General features: G+C 39.9%; 16 protein-coding genes and 2 pseudogenes. 10 read left to right on the top strand and 8 right to left on the bottom strand.

The window, feature by feature from the left end; genetic code table 11:
• Positions 1-4 precede the first annotated feature (4 nt).
• A complete protein-coding gene (gene trpB / locus QFZ73_RS03665) occupies positions 5-1,210 on the top strand; it encodes a tryptophan synthase subunit beta (protein ID WP_251427608.1) in 1,206 nt (401 codons plus the stop codon).
• Complete coding sequence (gene trpA, locus QFZ73_RS03660) at positions 1,203-1,982, top strand: tryptophan synthase subunit alpha (RefSeq protein ID WP_307263074.1); 780 nt, start codon at positions 1,203-1,205, stop codon at positions 1,980-1,982. The genes trpB and trpA overlap by 8 nt, the downstream gene beginning before the upstream one ends.
• Before the next feature lie 90 nt (positions 1,983-2,072).
• On the opposite strand, the gene QFZ73_RS03655 is transcribed toward trpA, so the two are convergent.
• Entirely contained in the window at positions 2,073-2,693 is a 621-nt protein-coding gene (locus QFZ73_RS03655) for a YktB family protein (protein ID WP_307263071.1), read from the bottom strand.
• Positions 2,694-2,887: 194 nt separating this feature from the next.
• On the opposite strand from QFZ73_RS03655, the gene QFZ73_RS03650 reads away from it, so the two are divergent.
• Together QFZ73_RS03650 and QFZ73_RS03645 are read left to right on the top strand one after the other, a co-directional pair.
• Positions 2,888-3,085, top strand: a complete 198-nt coding sequence (locus QFZ73_RS03650) for a hypothetical protein (protein WP_034314018.1) — start codon at positions 2,888-2,890, stop codon at positions 3,083-3,085.
• A gap of 408 nt (positions 3,086-3,493) precedes the next feature.
• Complete coding sequence (locus QFZ73_RS03645; RefSeq protein ID WP_251427633.1) at positions 3,494-4,288, top strand: inositol monophosphatase family protein; 795 nt, start codon at positions 3,494-3,496, stop codon at positions 4,286-4,288.
• A gap of 120 nt (positions 4,289-4,408) precedes the next feature.
• Here the strand turns inward: QFZ73_RS03645 and QFZ73_RS03640 are convergent, their stop codons facing one another.
• The gene (locus tag QFZ73_RS03640) at positions 4,409-4,591 is read right to left on the bottom strand and encodes a YlaF family protein (protein WP_034314013.1); all 183 of its coding nucleotides are present in this window, start codon (positions 4,589-4,591) and stop codon (positions 4,409-4,411) included.
• Positions 4,592-4,715: 124 nt separating this feature from the next.
• Here QFZ73_RS03640 and typA point away from each other — a divergent pair, with 124 nt between their 5' ends.
• From typA to QFZ73_RS03625, 3 genes are read left to right on the top strand one after another with little or no spacing between them, the layout of a single operon-like run.
• Positions 4,716-6,563, top strand: a complete 1,848-nt coding sequence (gene typA / locus QFZ73_RS03635; RefSeq protein WP_307263063.1) for a translational GTPase TypA — start codon at positions 4,716-4,718, stop codon at positions 6,561-6,563.
• Positions 6,564-6,585: 22 nt separating this feature from the next.
• Positions 6,586-6,894, top strand: coding sequence for a YlaH-like family protein (locus tag QFZ73_RS03630; RefSeq protein ID WP_034314008.1), 309 nt, complete (start codon positions 6,586-6,588; stop codon positions 6,892-6,894).
• Positions 6,895-6,898: 4 nt separating this feature from the next.
• Positions 6,899-7,183, top strand: coding sequence for a hypothetical protein (locus QFZ73_RS03625; protein ID WP_251427640.1), 285 nt, complete (start codon positions 6,899-6,901; stop codon positions 7,181-7,183).
• Between the two features lie 143 nt (positions 7,184-7,326).
• Here QFZ73_RS03625 and QFZ73_RS03620 read toward each other — a convergent pair whose 3' ends face one another.
• From QFZ73_RS03620 to QFZ73_RS03600, 5 genes and pseudogenes are all read right to left on the bottom strand, one after another.
• The gene (locus QFZ73_RS03620) at positions 7,327-8,685 is read right to left on the bottom strand and encodes an IS1182 family transposase (protein ID WP_307263059.1); all 1,359 of its coding nucleotides are present in this window, start codon (positions 8,683-8,685) and stop codon (positions 7,327-7,329) included.
• 323 nt (positions 8,686-9,008) lie between these two features.
• A pseudogene (locus QFZ73_RS03615) lies at positions 9,009-10,356 on the bottom strand (IS3 family transposase).
• A 70-nt stretch (positions 10,357-10,426) separates the two neighbouring features.
• Positions 10,427-10,858 carry a hypothetical protein gene (locus tag QFZ73_RS03610; protein WP_307263056.1) on the bottom strand — a complete coding sequence of 144 codons (432 nt, stop codon included), beginning with the start codon at positions 10,856-10,858 and terminating at the stop codon, positions 10,427-10,429.
• Positions 10,842-11,042 (bottom strand): YlaI family protein, encoded by a 201-nt coding sequence (locus QFZ73_RS03605; protein WP_251427645.1) that lies wholly within the window; start codon positions 11,040-11,042, stop codon positions 10,842-10,844. The genes QFZ73_RS03610 and QFZ73_RS03605 overlap by 17 nt, the downstream gene beginning before the upstream one ends.
• A 159-nt stretch (positions 11,043-11,201) precedes the next feature.
• On the bottom strand, positions 11,202-11,801 hold the full coding sequence (locus tag QFZ73_RS03600) for a YhcN/YlaJ family sporulation lipoprotein (protein ID WP_307263050.1): 600 nt from the start codon (positions 11,799-11,801) through the stop codon (positions 11,202-11,204).
• Positions 11,802-12,068: 267 nt separating this feature from the next.
• Here QFZ73_RS03600 and QFZ73_RS03595 point away from each other — a divergent pair, with 267 nt between their 5' ends.
• Positions 12,069-13,400, top strand: a complete 1,332-nt coding sequence (locus QFZ73_RS03595) for a PhoH family protein (protein WP_063231968.1) — start codon at positions 12,069-12,071, stop codon at positions 13,398-13,400.
• A gap of 64 nt (positions 13,401-13,464) precedes the next feature.
• Here the strand turns inward: QFZ73_RS03595 and QFZ73_RS03590 are convergent, their stop codons facing one another.
• Positions 13,465-13,968 (bottom strand): peptidyl-prolyl cis-trans isomerase, encoded by a 504-nt coding sequence (locus QFZ73_RS03590; RefSeq protein WP_307263041.1) that lies wholly within the window; start codon positions 13,966-13,968, stop codon positions 13,465-13,467.
• 221 nt (positions 13,969-14,189) lie between these two features.
• Between QFZ73_RS03590 and QFZ73_RS03585 the strand changes: the two genes are divergently transcribed.
• Positions 14,190-14,471 carry an Fpa/YlaN family protein gene (locus QFZ73_RS03585; protein WP_034313996.1) on the top strand — a complete coding sequence of 94 codons (282 nt, stop codon included), beginning with the start codon at positions 14,190-14,192 and terminating at the stop codon, positions 14,469-14,471.
• 611 nt (positions 14,472-15,082) lie between these two features.
• A pseudogene (gene pyc / locus QFZ73_RS03580) lies at positions 15,083-18,521 on the top strand (pyruvate carboxylase).
• Positions 18,522-18,538: the final 17 nt, after the last annotated feature.

Here is an 18,538-nt window from a genome sequence, read left to right as displayed (position 1 = left end):
ATAGATGAACACTTATACACAGCCTGATAAAACTGGACACTTTGGAGCATATGGAGGCCGTTTCGTTCCGGAAACTTTAATGGCGGCGATTACGGAGCTTGAAGAAGTATATGAACAATCTAAAAATGATCCTGAATTCCAAAGGCAGCTAAGCTATTACCTGAAACAATATATCGGTCGGGAAACACCTCTTTATTTTGCGGAGAACTTAACAAGACTGGCTGGTGGTGCAGATATTTATCTGAAGCGCGAAGACTTGAATCATACCGGAGCCCACAAAATAAATAATACGATCGGTCAGGCTTTGCTGACTCAGAAAATGGGCAAGAAAAAGGTGATTGCCGAAACGGGTGCAGGACAGCATGGGGTTGCGACGGCGACTGTGTGTGCTTTGCTGAAGTTGGAATGCATCATCTTTATGGGAGAAGAAGATATCAGGAGACAGAAATTGAATGTATTCAGGATGGAGCTTTTGGGAGCCAAGGTCATATCTGTATCACAAGGAAGCGGGACACTGAAGGATGCAGTGAATGAAGCGTTACGATATTGGGTGGCAAATGTAGATGACACCCATTATATAATGGGATCCGTTCTTGGTCCGCATCCATTCCCCGTTATTGTACGTGATTTTCAAAGCGTGATAGGGAATGAAACAAAGCGTCAATATTCGGAGGCGGTTCATTCCCTACCGGATGCAGTCGTCGCTTGCATAGGCGGAGGAAGTAATGCAATGGGAATGTTTTATGCCTTCATTGAGGATGAAACGGTAAAATTATACGGAGTGGAAGCGGCAGGGCATGGACTTGAAACACCATTACATGCTTCAAGTTTGACGAAGGGGAAACCTGGGGTGCTCCACGGTGCATTTATGTATGTATTGCAGAATGAGGACGGTCAGATCCAGGAGGCACATTCAATTTCAGCAGGGCTGGATTATCCAGGGGTAGGCCCTGAACATAGTTACTTAAAAGATACAAATCGGGTGGAATATACTTCCGTAACCGATGATGAAGCCTTGGAAGCTCTTGCGATGCTGTCAAGGGAGGAAGGGATCATCCCTGCTTTAGAAAGTTCACATGCCATTTCCTACGGTTTAAAGCTTGCTAAAGAAATGGAGAAAGGAACAGGACTGGTGATTTGCCTGTCCGGCCGTGGTGATAAGGATGTTGAAACGGTCCAATCTTTGATGGGGGGTAGTGAACATGAATAAATTAACAAATGCGCTTGAAGAATGTCAAACAAAGCAGGAGAAAGCATTCATACCATATATTATGGCAGGGGATGGAGGTCTGGAACGTTTAAAAAGCCAGCTTCTTTTCCTTGAAAACAGCGGGGCGACTGCCGTGGAACTAGGTATACCATTCTCTGACCCTGTCGCTGATGGACCGGTTATCCAACAAGCTGGCATCCGATCTTTGGAAAATGGCACAACTTTAAAAGATGTCCTGAAAAAAGTAATGGAAATCAAAAATGATGTGACCATCCCAATTATTTTAATGGGCTATACGAATTCAATCCTGGCATATGGACTTAAAGAGTTTACGAATGACTGTCTCCAAGCAGGGATTTCGGGGTGCATCATCCCCGATTTACCGATTGAAGAAGAAGCCGTCTTTTCATCAATCAAAACTGCTGGGATCGTTCTTATCCGACTTGTGACACTCACGTCTTCGAAAGAGCGTATCACTGAGATTACCGCAGGTGCGGAGGGATTTATCTACGCAGTTACAGTCAAAGGCATTACAGGTGCCCGTGACGCCTTTGGGGAAGAACTTGGGGGCTATTTAAAGAAGGTAAAAGAGATAAGTCCGGTTCCTGTTCTAGCCGGGTTCGGCATATCGACGCCAGATCATGTCCGTGATGCAATACAATACTGCGATGGTGTCATTGTCGGCAGCAAGATCATCGAATGCTTCGAGACAGGTATGGAAGATCAAATTAATGACTTGATACTGGCAAGCAAAGGCTTAGTGCAAAAATAAGGAAAGGAGAGCCTCAATGGCTCTCCTTTTTTCTTAACCAGTTTAATTGAAGGCATCCGATATTTCAATCCGAATACGAAGCAAATGTGTTTAATTTAGTTGATATAAGGGTAAAAGATGTTCAAACGCATCTTGAATGGTTTGAATGAAATCAGCATCTTTTAACTTAATGGCGTCATCACGGGAAATTTTTATACCGCATAGGATTTCGGCTTTTTTTACAGTTTGCAAACGAGTGAACATGGAATTCAAACCATCTACTCCAAGACCATCATGAGGGATGACATCAGGTTTTGTATGGTCCATTGACCAAACATAATGGGAGGGAATGCTATTCACTAATCGGTCTGCCTGCTGCTTCAGATGCTTTCCGATTTCAGTTTTATTAGGGGCTTCATAAATGACGGCATACCAGATGAACATATGCGTTTCCCATAACCCGATTTGGAAATGCGGCATCATTTTATAACCTCTGCTGTTGGCAGCGAAAGCAACCCATGTATCATTAGGAGGATTCACTGTCCGTCTAGCATGCTTTGCAACATGAGGGTGCATTTCATCACCGGTCATAACTGACAGTTTTTGAGAAAAGTGCTCTCCAAGGGCTTGTAATTTGGGCTGGATCCGTTCTTTTAAAGCATCCATGCGCGGTTCCAATCCATCAATATTAAAAACATCAAAATCATCTGCTGTAAAACTTGCTATATTCATTATCATCTCTCCTACCGTAATATCTGCACATATTGTAGCATAAGTAAAAGTAAAATTTAAAAAATACGATTTGGATTGGCGATGTAAAATTCCTTATAGGTTAAAGCACAAATTAGTTGCTATTTGAGGTAGGAAGTCATATGATAAAATAAATTCAGAAAATTAGGTTAATTGATGAAGGGAGAATGTTAATTATGAAACAAGTCATGAACCAAGCATTAAAAGCTAAAGAAGTTGAAAGACATAGAGCTGCAGTGTTAAGAATGGAAATGGACTATGAATTAGCAACCCTTTTTGAAGCAATCGGTGAAGAGAATGACCAAAAGAGGTCACAATGCAAGCAAAGGCTAGAACGCATTCGCTTGGAATTGTTGAAACTGAAAGCCTTGTAATTGATTGGCTGCAGAGATCTTGAAGGAGAATGAATAAAGGAAATGAATCAATTTCAATACAAGAAATTTTATTATAGATGAACGGACACATTATTTTATTAAAAAATAATGTGTCCGTTTTTCATTAAATGTCCAAAATATATAAGGTGGTATTTTATTTTTATCGGGTCCCTTTAATAAGGAAGGGAAACGTTAAGTAAAAGTGGTTTGAAAAGTATTTGTGCGGGCTAACTCATGATCGCGAAACCGATTGATGGATGGCTAGTCAAGGAACCCTCTTTCCTAATATGTTAAAAAAAATGGAAAATTTAAGATGTTAAAAACTTGAAGACAAGCTATATTTGCTTTAATCTTTAGAAGAGGATCATTTTAATGTAGTTTCTGATCATAAAGGACGGGGATATTATAATGGCATCGGTCAAGGAAATGGATACATATGCGAAGTTATGGATGAAAGAAGCGGGTACTAGGCTAAGGGCGTCCTTTAAAACCAAATTGAACATTGAAATGAAAACGAATCCGAATGATTTGGTTACTAATATGGATAAGGGGATAGAAAAGTTTTTTTGCGAAAAAATCGGCGAAGTTTTTCCTGAACACCGCATTTTTGGGGAAGAGGGAATGGGCAATGATATTAAAGACCTAAAAGGTACCGTGTGGATCATCGATCCAATTGATGGAACTTTGAATTTCATTCATCAACAGAGGAATTTTGCAATTTCTCTTGGGGTTTATGTGGATGGCATCGGTAAGATTGGCATGATATATGATGTCTTTAGTGATGAATTATATCATGCGATTAAGGGGCAGGGAGCATTTCTGAATGATCAAAGGCTCCCATCTCTTGAAGAGGCATCAGTAAGCAAAGCGATCATTTCCATTAATGCAAGCTGGGTTACGGAAAACCGAAGGATCGACCCGAGTCTTTTGGCACCGCTAGTTCGGGATGCAAGAGGGACACGTTCTTATGGCTCCGCAGCATTGGAGCTTGCTTTCGTGGCAGCTGGAAGGATTGATGCATACATAACCATGAGACTCATGCCTTGGGACTTTGCCGGAGGAGTTTTACTGGTTGAGGAAGTGGGCGGGGAAGTTAGTAATATTAAAGGTGACAAATTGGATTTTTTAGAAGGCGACTCACTTTTCGTATCTAAACCAGGGCTTCACAAAGAAATATTCAATAAATACTTATCAGGAAATTAAAACCATTAGTATCAAGGCCTAATTGAGGGCGTGACAAAAGTATTGTAAGGTTGGAATCAAATACTCATTTTTGAAATAATTAACAAAAAAAACTCGCTGTCTGTCAGCGAGTTTTTTATATTATAACTTCCCGGCTTCGCGTAATTTCTTCTTCTGAGTGAAACCGAACCCCATAATTCCGCAAAGAATAACGATTGCAGCTAATATTCCAATCAAGCTTTTTTCAGCAATGAAGATGCCAATGGAGCCAATGCTGGATGTTGCCAATACCGCTAATATTAAGAAATTCCATTTAATGTTCATTAATATCACCCCTAATATATCTATTGTACATAATTTCTGTATTTGTTTCTAGTATGTTTGTGATATAATATGTAAGTTAATACTAGTGATACGTTTTACACAAACTTTTTTAGGAGTGAATTTTTTGAAATTAAGAGAAAATATTCGTAATATAGCCATCATTGCCCACGTTGACCATGGTAAAACGACGTTAGTGGATCAGTTGCTTAAGCAATCTGGTACTTTCCGTGAAAATGAACATGTGGAAGAACGTGCGATGGATTCTAATGCGATTGAAAAAGAACGCGGAATTACGATTCTTGCGAAAAATACAGCTGTTCAATACCAAGATACAAGAATCAATATTTTGGATACACCTGGTCATGCCGACTTTGGTGGTGAAGTGGAACGGATCATGAAAATGGTTGATGGCGTTCTTCTTGTTGTTGATGCATATGAAGGCTGTATGCCGCAAACTCGCTTCGTGTTGAAAAAAGCATTGGAACAAAAGATTACACCAATCGTTGTCGTGAACAAAATCGATAAAGATTCTGCACGTCCAAATGAAGTGGTCGATGAAGTAATTGACTTATTCATCGAACTAGGAGCTGAAGAAGAACAGTTAGACTTCCCGGTTGTCTTCACTTCAGGTATTGCAGGTACTGCAAGCTTGGATTCAGATCCTGCTAAACAAGAAAAAGACATGACCCCACTTTTCGAAACAATCGTCGAAACGATCCCTGCACCAATTGATAACTCAGATGAACCGCTTCAATTCCAAGTGGCTTTACTTGACTATAATGATTATGTAGGACGTATTGGCGTTGGCCGTGTATTCCGCGGTAAAATGCATGTAGGTCAACAAGTTTCGTTAATGAAACTTGATGGGAAGGTTAAACAATTCCGTGTAACGAAAATCTTTGGTTATATTGGCTTGAAGAAAGTTGAAATCCAAGAAGCCGTTGCCGGTGATTTAATTGCCGTTTCTGGTATGGAGGATATTAACGTAGGGGAAACGGTTTGTCCGACAGAACACCCTGAAGCTCTACCTATCCTGCGTATTGACGAGCCAACATTACAAATGACTTTCCTTGTAAATAACAGCCCATTCGCAGGCCGAGAAGGTAAATTCGTTACAGCTCGTAAAATTGAAGAGCGTTTGAAAAACCAATTGCAGACGGATGTCAGCTTAAGAGTCGAAAATACTGATTCTCCGGATGTCTGGATTGTTTCAGGTCGTGGGGAGCTTCACCTTTCCATCCTGATCGAAAACATGAGACGTGAAGGTTATGAACTGCAAGTTTCTAAACCGGAAGTTATCGTTCGTTTGATTGATGGTGTCCGTTGTGAGCCAGTTGAACGTGTACAAATCGACGTCCCTGAGGAGCACACTGGTTCGATCATGGAATCAATGGGAGCCCGTAAAGGTGAATTGTTGGATATGATCAATAGCGGAAGCGGTCAAGTTCGTTTACTGTTCACGATCCCAGCTCGCGGACTTATTGGCTATTCAACTGAGTTCTTAACGATTACACGCGGATATGGTATCATGAACCACTCATTTGACAGCTACCAACCAATGGCGCAAGGTCAAGTCGGCGGAAGACGTCAAGGTGTACTTGTATCCATGGAATCAGGAAAAACTACACAATATGGTATTATGCAAGTAGAAGACCGCGGTGTTATTTTCGTTGAGCCAGGTACGGATATTTATGAAGGCATGATCGTCGGGGAACATAACCGTGATAGCGATTTGACTGTTAATATCGTTAAAGCGAAACAAATGACAAATATGCGTTCAGCAAATAAAGACCAGACTTCTTCCATGAAAAAACCAAGAATCATGTCCCTTGAAGAAGCTCTTGAATATTTGAACGATGACGAGTACTGTGAAGTAACTCCGGAGTCAATCCGTCTTCGTAAAAAAATTCTTGATAAAAACGAGCGTGAAAGAGCAGCTAAAAGAAAAAAAGTTGCTGTTGAAGAAAAATAAATAGCAAGAGGAGGAGAAAAGATTGGATATCCAAGAGCGATTATCATTTTTTGCAGCATTGTACAGAGTGGATGAAAATCCTGAAGCAGGAATGTGGTATTTATATTTGACGGTCTTTGGATTATGCATCCTTGTCTATCAGTTAGGTTTTGCCAAAAAGTTACCTTTGCTAAAAAATGTGGTCATTTATGTGGTAATGGCACTTGGATGTACCCTTCTTTCTTTCTTTGCGGTGTTTCTTCCTATGGGAGAAGCATTAGTCATCGCTTCGCTTGTTCTGGGGATTTATAGAATCCGTCTTCATAATTCGAGAAAAGAAGAACAGGCCTAAGATAATGAAATCATTACAGGATGCTTTATACAATTGGTTGACGATCAAAGTTGTCTGTGATGCAAGGCCTGATGATACAGCTGCACGCGATACAGAAATGTTTTTCATGCAGATGCTGAAAGACGAGCATCAGGTGATAATCGATTCGGTTTCAAAAACAGAACCTTTTTATTTCGTCGAGTATCTTTTGGGAGACGAAATGAAAAAGCAACGTTATCCGATTGAATTGATTGATATCATGTTAGACCAAATTCAGTTAGAGCCAGAGAAGTATAAAAATATCGAGTAATGGTAAAAGAACCGTGCGTATGCACGGTTCTTTCAGTTTGTAGACAAAAGGGGTTCGGAATTAAAAAATTCTGAACCCCTTTTGAAATTCCCTTTGAATTTTCGCCTAAAGTTAAGAGATTGGGGCTCTACGAGCCCACTATGTTAGGCCATTTTTGGACCTCGCCATGTCCAATTGGCCATCTTCTTTAAATTAATGGCAGCGAAAGTAAGCATCGCCTGCATCGACAATTTTTTAAGTCCCCTTAAAGTAGTCCAACGCATACCATGCTTTTCTTTTGCATCTGCGAATACACGCTCAATCGTTTCTTTACGTTTTGCATATATAGGTTTTACATCTTGATGATGACGCAGATGATCTGCTTCTTCCACATGTGTTTGCCAGATATGCCGTGTCACCACTTTTTGACAGTCTTTGCTTTCTGTACACCGAGATAAAAATGAGCATGTTGCACAAATTTGTTTTGGCGATTTGTACTCGCGATAGCCCTCTTTATTTGTTGTTGAGTACTTTAAAGTTTCGCCCGAAGGGCAAAGGTAACAATCAAAATGTTCATCGTATACATAGTCCTGTTTGCGGAAAAATCCTTCTTTGGTGCGAGGACGTGTATAAGCTAAAGCCGGTATGATTTCTTTGTTAAATAGGTAGCTTGTAATCGCTGGTGTTTTATAAGCTGCATCTGCGGCAACGGCTTCCGGTTTTCCAACTTTCTCAATCACTTGTTCAACTAGTGGCTCTAAGATCTGACTGTCATGTGTATTTCCAGGTGTGACAATCGTTCCCAATACAAAACCGTTGCGGTCTGCGGCCGCGTGGAATGAATAGGCAAACTGTTTTGTTCGTTCATCTTTCACATAGTAGCCACTCTCAGGATCCGTAGTACTTTCTTTAATTGCTTTGGTTTCTTCCTTATCAAATTTATCTGGTGGAAAAGGCTTTTTTCCATGGTTTTCACGATCTTGATTGATTTCTTCTTGAAGACGTCCTTGATACGCTCGTGTTTCTTTGCGGACGATTTTCTTTTCAAATTTCCGTTTATTCGCACTGGCTTTCACATGTGTGGAATCCACGAAAACGTGTTCAGCACTTATTAACTTTTTATTAGCAGCTGTCATTAAAATGCGACAGAAAATCTGTTCAAATAGGTCTGTATCTTTAAAGCGTCGCTCATAATTTTTCCCGAACGTAGAGAAATGAGGTACTTTATCATGGAAACCATAGCCTAAGAACCAACGGTAAGCCATATTGGTTTCAACTTCTTCAATCGTTTTACGCATGGAAGGAATACCGAAGGTATATTGAATGAAAGTCAGTTTAACTAAAATAACTGGATCAATACTTGGGCGTCCTACCTCTGAATACATATCTTTCACCAAGTCATAAATGAAAGTGAAGTCAATGGCAGCCTCCATTTTACGAACCAAATGGTTCGGTGGCACCAGTTGATCTAAAGTAATCATTTCAAGTTGATCTCGCTGAATAGAATCATGTTTAGAAAGCATCCTCATCACCTCAAGTTTTAATACTTCTATTTTAAAACAAAAATGACTCCAGGCAAAAGTGTTCTATCTAAAAGGTAAGACAAAGTTGATTGGAACGGAAGGTACGAGACTCCTGCGGGAAAAGCGCGTCTAGGGGAGACCCCGCAGGCGAAAGCCGAGGAGGCTCCCCGACCGCCCGCGGAAAGCGAGTGCCTAGAGTGGAAATCAACGTCCAAATTGTACAAGCCATAAAAATAGACAAACTCGATTTTCATCGAGTTTGTCTACAGTCTGAAAGAACCGTGCGTATGAAGTGAACCCAAAAAGTTAGACACTTTATTTACTTAGGCAGCCTTGAGGGCATGAACCCGGTAATCTACCGGGCTCATGCCTTTTAATTTTACCTTGATTCTTTGATGATTGTAGTAATGGATATATTCTTCTAGTTCTTGTTTGAAATGCTCCATGCTTTCAAATTCTTGAAGATAGAGTAATTCGGATTTTAATAAGCCAAAGAAGTTTTCAATGACCGCATTATCGAGACAATTTCCTTTGCGGGACATGCTTTGTGTAATGTTATGTTTTTTCAAATCATGCGAGTATTGTTTCATCTGATAATGCCAGCCCTGATCTGAATGGAGAATGGGTGAATCTTTCGATTCCAAGCGATCAAAGGCTTTATCCAGCATTTTGGAAACGAGCGGATAAACAGGACGAGATTCGATATTATGGGCGATGATTTCTCCATTAAACAGGTCTAGAATGGCCGATAAGTATAGTTTCTCCCCAGCTAGATGGAATTCTGTGACGTCTGTCACCCATTTTTCATTGGACTTTGCCGCCTTGAAATCACGTGCTAGAATGTTGGGCGCAATCTTGCCGATGTTCCCTTTGACGAACGGTATTTCTTCATGCGAACTAATGACTTCAATCCTAGTTCATTCATCAATCGGAGAACTGTTTTATGATTGATGCGAGCACCTCGGTTACGTAATTCTAGGGTGATACGCCGATACCCATAACGCCCTTTATGCGTATGGAATATCTCTTTGATAAGGAATTTAATTTCTGTGTATTTATCCTCACGCCCGAAGGCGTTAACCCAATAATAGTACGTACTCCGTGCCATTTTAGAAATGGATAGAAGTAGATTTAAATCAAATTGTTTCCTTAGTTCATGGACTACTTTCGCTTTTTCTTTCTTTGTAAGGCTTCCTTTTCTTGAACTAAGGCATTCAACTTTTTTAGATAGGCATTCTCTGCACGTAAGTATTCTAATTCGGCAAGAAGTGCTTCTTGAGAGCCATTAGCTGGTGATTTTTTCTTAGTTTCTTTTTTCATGGATAGACGCCCCTTTTTCTTTGGTTTAAGGGCGTCTATACCTCCTTCCTTAAACTGATTTGCCCAATTCAAAAGTGTAGAATCGGAAGGAAGGTTATAGTGTACAGCGGTCTCGTTGATCGATGCCCCATATTCGTTCAAATATTTAAGTACTTCTAGTTTAAAGGGCAAAGTGTAATTTGTATAGGATGAAACAAGTCCTTCCATCCCATGTTTTAGATAGCGAGCGACCCATCTTTTCAGAGGGGATAAACCTACATTTCTTTCTTGAGCAATGGATTTATAGGATTTTTTCCCTTCTAAGTACTCTAAAACTGCATTTGATTTTTCGTCTATCGTATATTTAGTCAAAAAAACTGCACCTCCAATTGTTAGATGTTGTCTAACAATTGGGGTGCAGTTCAGTATGCACGGTTCTTTTTTATATTGCTTTAGGGAGGGAAAGTCCGTAAAAAAGATGTAAGATTGTCCACAAAAAGAAAGCTGTCCAATCAGAAGGAAGGACAACTTCTGTTTTCGACAGCGCCGATAGTGGGAAGTAAAGCATGATGGTGGGAATGATCGTGATAAAAGCAAGTGCGTATTTGTTCCATTTCCTGAAAACTTTCAAAGGATGAAGAATAAAAACGTAACTAAACGTAATTGCCAGTGAGAAAAGGAGGTGGAAAAAGAACAATGATGCCTCACTCCAGGAAACATCTCCGATTACAGGAAGGAAATCCACATTCAATAAAAGCTTATACACTTGTTTACCGGAAAACATTTCGACCCACTTCATAATCACTCCAAGCAGAATTCCATTGATGAGACCAATCAGGGAAACTTTATAAAATATCTTACCATTCATCTTCATTTTTGATCGTCCGGTAAAGACGGAAGTTTCCGGTTGCAAGCCGCTCGTTCGTACGCTCTTCTATGCGTTGATTGCATGTATTGCACATATAGGTATGTATAGGACGGTTGCGAAGTTTCTTTGCTTCTGGGCTATCGTCAGGTATAGATTCAATTTGATCGCATATTACACATTTAACCTTCATATTAGTTGAACCTCACTTCAATTTGAATATGCTTTTAAGTATACCAATATTTTTATGGTAAAACGAGGATAAAGTGAAACTAACATTTGAAGGTTAAAGTTACCTGGTTCATGGAGGGGAAAGACAAAAACCCGAAGATTCACTTCGGGTCAGGAAAATTCATTCTTTAAAGTGATTGGATTGATCATTTTGCTCTTTATCGAGTTCTTTTCTTTCCGTTTTATCATCAAGTTTATTTTTTTCATTATCGATGTTCTTTGATGGCGTTGGAGTTAAAATATCACCAGGAACCTCCGGGATGACTCTACTAGTGATGTCAGCCAGTTCATTTAGTATCCCAGTTACCGGTTTGCCATCTTTAATATCTTTGGCTACCTCCCTGATCCGCTCATTTAAATCTGGGTCAGCGACGATGATGGCATTTGCACCATCAGGATCATGTTTTAAAGTTTCTCCAACTGAGTACTTTATCGTTCCAACCTGTGAACGCTCAATATCTTGGTCAATATCTATTCCGACGATGGCATATTTGCCAAGTACGACTGCAGTGGCATCGTTCACCTCCGGAATGGATTTAGCCAAACCGGTGAGTCTTTCCGCTGTTTGCTGACCTGTATTTCTGTCTGCTTCTTTAATGGTCGAATTATTGACTTTCGTTAAATTGTTTTTCGCATTATTTTCAGACACTTCATTTTTATTATCCATTGAGCAACCTGTCATCAACAAAACAGCAGCGAGAGACAATAAGATTTTTTGCAATGTAAAACCTCCTTAATGTTCTTCTTTGGTTCCAGCCCGTCCATCACTGACCAAGTCTGATGCATATAAGTATAAAATGCAGCGAAACATGGTGTAATCAATGTTGGGGATTGCATTCTTTGCTGGAAGTTTTCTTTATAGTCTGTAAATGTTCTTCTATCTTTATGCAAAGGAACATATATTTTATCAACAGTCTCGTCCGCTACATAACTGCTGAGTGTAGTAAATGGTAAGGCATATCCTAAAGAGCAGGCAGGAGGCGTTATATTGGGGAAAAAAATCTATGTTTTAGATACGAATGTCCTGTTGCAGGATCCGTATTCGATTTATTCATTCGAAGATAATGAAGTTGTCATTCCAGCAGTCGTATTAGAAGAATTGGATTCGAAAAAAAGATATATGGATGAAATTGGAAGGAATGCCAGGCAAGTATCGAAATTGATCGATAGCTTTCGAGAAAAAGGGAAGCTTCATCAGAGCATTCCGCTTCATAATGGAGGCAGCATAAGGATTGAACTCAACCACCGTTCATTTCATAAGCTTCAGGAAATTTTTGTGGAGAAAACGAATGATAACAGGATATTGGCAGTCGCGAAAAATTTATCTTTGGAAGAAGAGACGAAGGAAGATGGAAAAACGGTCATTTTGGTTAGCAAAGATACTCTCGTGAGGGTTAAAGCTGATGCCATCGGTCTTGAGGCAGAGGACTTTTTAAATGATCGTGTCGTAGAACTGGACCATATTTACGCTGGGCACAAAGAAGTGTTTGTATCGATTGATAATCTGAATAAGTTTTATGAAAAAAGTTTTCTGGCACTGGAAGAACTGACAAAAGATTTATATTATCCAAATCAATTCCTGTTGATGAAGGATACGCTGGGCAGTTCAGCTTCTGCGATTGGGATAGTGGATGAGAACTGCAGATTCGTTAAGAAATTGATGTATGAAGGGGAACATATTTGGGGAATTAAACCGAGAAATGTCCAACAGACGATGGCCCTTGATTTGTTGCTTCGTTCGGATATCCAGCTTGTGACGCTCATTGGTAAGGCAGGGACAGGTAAGACTTTATTGGCATTGGCAACAGGATTGATGCAAACTGAAGATTTGTCACAATATAAGAAACTTCTGGTTGCCAGGCCCATTGTTCCGGTTGGTAAAGATATTGGTTATCTGCCAGGGGAAAAAGAAGAAAAATTAAGACCCTGGATGCAGCCTATTTTCGATAATCTCCAATTTTTGTTCAATACGAAAAAACCTGGGGAATTGGATGCCATTTTAGCAGGCATGAGTTCGATTGAAGTGGAAGCCCTCACCTATATCAGGGGAAGGAGCATCCCGGATCAATTCATCATAATCGATGAAGCGCAGAACTTAACAAAACATGAGGTCAAGACCATCTTGACGAGAGTCGGGGAGCGGAGCAAAATTGTATTAATGGGAGATCCGGAACAAATAGATCATCCTTATTTAGATGAATATAATAATGGTTTGACCTATGTGGTGGAAAAATTCAAGACCGAGCGTATTGCCGGCCATGTTAAATTGATAAAAGGGGAAAGATCTGGATTGGCCCAACTAGCGGCTACGCTTTTATAATGCGATCGGCAAGGGATATCCCTTGCCGATTGCTCTAAAGTTTTTGGTGAGAATGGACTAAGTCTTATTTGACAGTGAAAGACCGTACATTTTTTATCGGATCATTGATGTTGGAAGCGTCTCCGAAATAAATTTCCATAGGGCCGCCCTCGGATATTTTAAGCGGCTTTCCATCCTTGGAAAAGCCCAGGAAAAATTCAAGTGCCGTTTCCAACGGGAATGTAAGCTCCTCATCATTGGTTGTAACGATGACTTCAGTTACTCCATTTTCAGGTTCGGCATTTTTAAAAAAAGGTTCAAAAGGGATGCCGAAAGTCCCTTCCAGCAATCTTTGCTTCTCGAACTTTCGTTCCGTTTTTAATGTGGGTGGCATTGTTGCGCCTTCCTGTATTTCTTTTTGCCAATGTTTGGAGGCGGCAATCGTATATTCTTCTAATTCATTCACTTGGACTCTTTCAGCGTGGAAATATGTATCGATTTCAACTTTACGGTCATCAAAAATCCATACTCCAGGATCTAGAGTAATTGGATATTTCACTTTTCCATTTATAAATACGATGGGTTCCAAATATCTCATTCCTTTCTGTTGCTCTTTAATGATTATAATCAATTATAATTGAAATGTCACATTTTCACGATGGTGAACAATTTCCATGGCTGGGTATATTCATATGAGAGGTGATCGTGATATCTCAATGGCAAATTGTTTGTCAATGTCCTTGCTTTTTCACAAAACTAAAGGTAGAATTTAGAGATAAGATATAATCGCTCTGAGCGGGGGGATTTAACATGGCATCTGATATGCTTGTCAATCATCGAGAAAAAGCTTATGCTTTATTAAAAGCAGATGCTGACAAGATTCTAAAACTGATAAAAGTTCAAATGGAAAATCTCACTATGCCTCAATGTCCTTTATATGAAGAGGTACTTGATACACAAATGTTCGGCCTATCACGAGAAATTGATTTTGCCGTACGTTTAGGTTTGGTAGAGGAAACCGAGGGTAAATCGCTTTTGGAAACCCTTGAACAGGAATTGTCAGTTTTGCATGAAGCATCATTAAAAAAATAATAGATAAAACATACTAACTCAAACAAATCTCGATGATTGTTTGAGTTTTTTATTTATATACATAATTAACCAATAGTGTTATACTATTGGTTAATAGTGACATACTAATTAAGTCGCAGATGTTCATTTTGAGTTTTTTAAATTTTCTATGTAATGTTTACAGGACTCCTTCACATTTCATATTTCTCAATCAAGCATTAAACATGTGGCATTTTCCGGTCGTATGCCTTTGATCAACAATGGATTGTTAGTGGGAAGGCAGAGCTAATTCCTTGTTTTTATATACGAATATATGTAATTTTTTATTTTTTTATTGTATTCAGTTAATTTTAGTATTATGGTTATATTAATTGAATGTTAAATCAAATTGATAATATATTATAATAGTTAATTTTCATTTGCTAATGGTGTATGGCTCTTTTTAGTGTTTATTGTACGTAAAAAACAACAATATAAAATATATCAAAATAATTGCATCAGTGATAAAAAGAGCTTAATCAGATTGATTTCCTTAATTGGGGAAATAAAATTATGAATAAAAAGTGTTGGAAATCTTTCACGCTTTTTTTCTATATATTCAATAAAAATATATATTGATTAGGGTGGTAGCAATGGGGAAACGTATAGAAAAAGTACTTGCGGCAAATCGTGGAGAAATAGCGATAAGGATTTTTCGGGCATGTACGGAATTAGACATTCACACAGTTGCAATCTATTCAAAGGAAGATTATGGTTCTTATCACCGATATAAAGCGGATGAGGCATATTTGGTTGGGGAAGGAAAAAAGCCGATTGATGCATACCTGGATATTGAAGGCATAATTGCGATTGCCAAAATGAGCGGAGTCGATGCGATTCATCCTGGTTATGGTTTCCTTTCAGAAAATATTGAATTTGCGAAACGTTGTGAGGAAGAAGGCATAATCTTCATCGGACCAGAATCAAGACACCTAGATATGTTTGGTGACAAAGTAAAAGCCAGAACACAAGCTGAACTGGCTGATATTCCGGTTATCCCTGGTAGCGATGGACCGGTGACCAGTGTTGAAGAAGTTAAGGAATTTGGTGAACAATACGGTTTTCCAATTATTATAAAAGCCTCTCTAGGCGGTGGCGGACGCGGAATGCGGATTGTCGAAAAAATCGAAGAAGTTGAAGAGGCTTATGATCGCGCAAAGTCAGAAGCTAAAGCAGCTTTTGGTAATGATGAAGTCTATGTAGAGAGATTCATACAAAATCCGAAGCATATCGAAGTTCAGATTTTAGCTGATACTCATGGGAATATCGTCCATTTATATGAACGTGACTGTTCCGTTCAGAGACGGCATCAAAAAGTTGTGGAAGTGGCACCTTCCGTTTCCCTTTCCGAGGATTTAAGGGAAAGGATTTGTGAGGCAGCTGTCAAGTTGGCAAAAAATATTGATTATGTAAACGCCGGTACGGTCGAGTTCCTTGTCGCCAATGGCGAATTTTACTTTATTGAAGTCAATCCACGGGTGCAGGTTGAGCATACCATTACTGAAATGATTACGGGCATTGATATCGTTCAATCTCAAATAATGGTAGCTGAAGGGCATGAACTCCATGGCAAAAAGATCGGGATTCCCGAACAAGCAGGAATTAAGACCCATGGATATGCGATTCAATCAAGGGTGACGACTGAGGACCCATTGAATAATTTCATGCCTGATACCGGGAAAATGATGGTTTACCGTTCCGGTGGGGGATTCGGGGTTCGTCTGGACGCTGGGAATGGATTCCAAGGTGCGGTCATCACACCATATTATGATTCCCTTCTCGTTAAACTTTCTACTCATGCGCTTTCATTTGAGCAGGCAGCTTCCAAAATGGTTCGTAACCTTAAGGAATTCAGGATTCGTGGTATTAAAACAAATATTCCCTTCCTTGAAAATGTTGTAAAACATGAAAAATTCATAAATGGGGAATATGATACATCATTCATTGATTCAACACCGGAATTATTTAGCTTCCCAATCAGAAAAGACCGTGGGACAAAAATGCTTTCATATATCGGAAATGTGACAGTGAATGGATTCCCAGGAGTCGAGAAAAAGAAAAAACCTGTTTTTGATCCAGCTCCAATTCCGAATGTTGGTGGCCTGCCGCTTATCTCGGGTACAAAAAATATACTTGAACAGCAAGGTGCAGAGGGACTGGTCAATTGGATCAAAGAACAAAAAGAGGTATTGATCACCGATACGACTTTCCGTGATGCACATCAATCTTTACTGGCGACGAGAATTAGGTCGAAAGATATCCTTGATATCGCTGAGCCTACAGCAAAACTACTTCCTGATTTATTTTCAATGGAAATGTGGGGCGGGGCAACTTTCGATGTCGCATATCGCTTCTTGAAAGAAGATCCATGGGACAGGCTGTTAAGTTTCAGGAAAAAAGCACCGAATGTCCTATTACAAATGCTTTTAAGGGCTTCGAATGCAGTTGGTTATAAAAATTACCCTGATAATGTCATTCGTGAATTCGTAGAGAAATCAGCGGATGCAGGCATAGATGTTTTCCGTATCTTCGATAGTTTAAACTGGGTTAAAGGGATGGAACTGGCTATTGATGCAGTCCGTCAATCCGGAAAAATTGCGGAAGCGGCCATTTGTTATACCGGGGATTTGAATGATCCATCACGCAGCAAGTATAATATCGACTACTATAAAAATATGGCGGTGGAATTAGAACATGCCGGTGCCCATATTTTAGCTATCAAGGATATGGCTGGCCTCTTGAAACCTGAAGCTGCTTACCGCCTTGTGTCGGAACTGAAAGAAACTACATCCCTTCCAATCCATCTGCATACTCATGATACAAGCGGAAATGGAATTTACATGTATTCGAAAGCGATCGAAGCTGGTGTGGATATCGTTGATACGGCGATTGGTTCTTTAGCTGGACTAACCTCGCAGCCAAGTGTACAAACCCTTCATTATGCATTGGAGGGGTCAAGCAGACAGCCTAAATTGGAAGTCGACTCACTAGAGCGTTTAGGAGAATACTGGGGAGAGGTCAGGAAATTCTATCATGACTTCGAAAGCGGCATGAATGCACCTCATACCGAGGTTTACAAACACGAGATGCCGGGCGGTCAATATAGTAATCTGCAGCAGCAAGCCAAAGCGGTGGGGCTGGGAGACCGCTGGCATGAAGTGAAAGAAATGTACCAGCGCGTCAATGTAATGTTCGGCGATATCGTTAAAGTAACTCCTTCATCCAAAGTTGTTGGGGACATGGCTTTATTCATGGTTCAAAATAACCTGTCTGAAGAGGATGTTCTGACAAAAGGCAAATCCATTGATTTCCCTGATTCAGTCATAGAGTTATTCGAAGGATATCTAGGTCAGCCAGTTGGGGGATTCCCTAAAGAGCTTCAGGACGTTATCCTGAAAGGGAAGAAACCTATAACAGTGAGACCGGGCGAATTATTGGAAGAAGTGGACTTTGCAGCTCTTAAAGAAGAATTATACAAGGAATTGGGACGGGCAGTCACTGATTTCGATGTGCTTGCATATGCCCTATATCCAAAAGTATTCTTGGACTACAATAAAACGATTGAGCTGTTTGGAGATGTTTCCAACCTCGATACCGCTACTTTCTTATATGGAATGAGGTTAGGGGAAGAAATCGAAGTTGAAATTGAAAAGGGTAAAACGCTCATCGTAAAATTGGTTTCAATCGGTCAGCCATTGGCTGATGGAACACGGGTTGTGTATTTTGAGTTGAATGGTCAATCACGTGAAGTGATCATCAAGGATGAAAACATTAAATCTTCCGTTATATCAAAAATGGAAAGCTGACCCAAAAAATAAAGAACAACTCGGTGCGACAATGCCAGGTACGGTTATTCGTGTAGTGGTCGAGAAAGGCGATCAGGTCAAGCAGGGTGATCACCTGATCATTACGGAAGCGATGAAAATGGAAACTACCGTGCAAGCACCATTCTCCGGGACCATTAAAGATATTTATGTGAAAGACGGAGAAGCGATCAGTACTGGAGATTTATTGATTGAAATAACTAAGTAATATCGCTGACTGTGACC

It is taken from the genome of Peribacillus sp. V2I11 (genome assembly GCF_030817135.1).
In the GTDB taxonomy this organism is placed as follows: Bacteria; Bacillota; Bacilli; order Bacillales; family DSM-1321; genus Peribacillus; species Peribacillus simplex.
This window is presented reverse-complemented; position numbering and strand designations above follow the sequence as displayed.

What these genes read in the sequence shown, in the direction of transcription:
- QFZ73_RS03650 (WP_034314018.1), top strand. Translation starts at nt 2,888, where the DNA reads ATGAAACAAGTCATGAACCAAGCATTAAAAGCTAAAGAAGTTGAAAGA.
- QFZ73_RS03645 (WP_251427633.1), top strand. Translation starts at nt 3,494, where the DNA reads ATGGCATCGGTCAAGGAAATGGATACATATGCGAAGTTATGGATGAAA.
- QFZ73_RS03620 (WP_307263059.1), bottom strand. Translation starts at nt 8,685, where the DNA reads ATGCTTTCTAAACATGATTCTATTCAGCGAGATCAACTTGAAATGATT.
- QFZ73_RS03655 (WP_307263071.1), bottom strand. Translation starts at nt 2,693, where the DNA reads ATGAATATAGCAAGTTTTACAGCAGATGATTTTGATGTTTTTAATATT.
- QFZ73_RS03585 (WP_034313996.1), top strand. Translation starts at nt 14,190, where the DNA reads ATGGCATCTGATATGCTTGTCAATCATCGAGAAAAAGCTTATGCTTTA.
- trpA (WP_307263074.1), top strand. Translation starts at nt 1,203, where the DNA reads ATGAATAAATTAACAAATGCGCTTGAAGAATGTCAAACAAAGCAGGAG.
- QFZ73_RS03610 (WP_307263056.1), bottom strand. Translation starts at nt 10,858, where the DNA reads ATGAAGATGAATGGTAAGATATTTTATAAAGTTTCCCTGATTGGTCTC.
- QFZ73_RS03625 (WP_251427640.1), top strand. Translation starts at nt 6,899, where the DNA reads ATGAAATCATTACAGGATGCTTTATACAATTGGTTGACGATCAAAGTT.
- trpB (WP_251427608.1), top strand. Translation starts at nt 5, where the DNA reads ATGAACACTTATACACAGCCTGATAAAACTGGACACTTTGGAGCATAT.
- QFZ73_RS03605 (WP_251427645.1), bottom strand. Translation starts at nt 11,042, where the DNA reads ATGAAGGTTAAATGTGTAATATGCGATCAAATTGAATCTATACCTGAC.
- QFZ73_RS03640 (WP_034314013.1), bottom strand. Translation starts at nt 4,591, where the DNA reads ATGAACATTAAATGGAATTTCTTAATATTAGCGGTATTGGCAACATCC.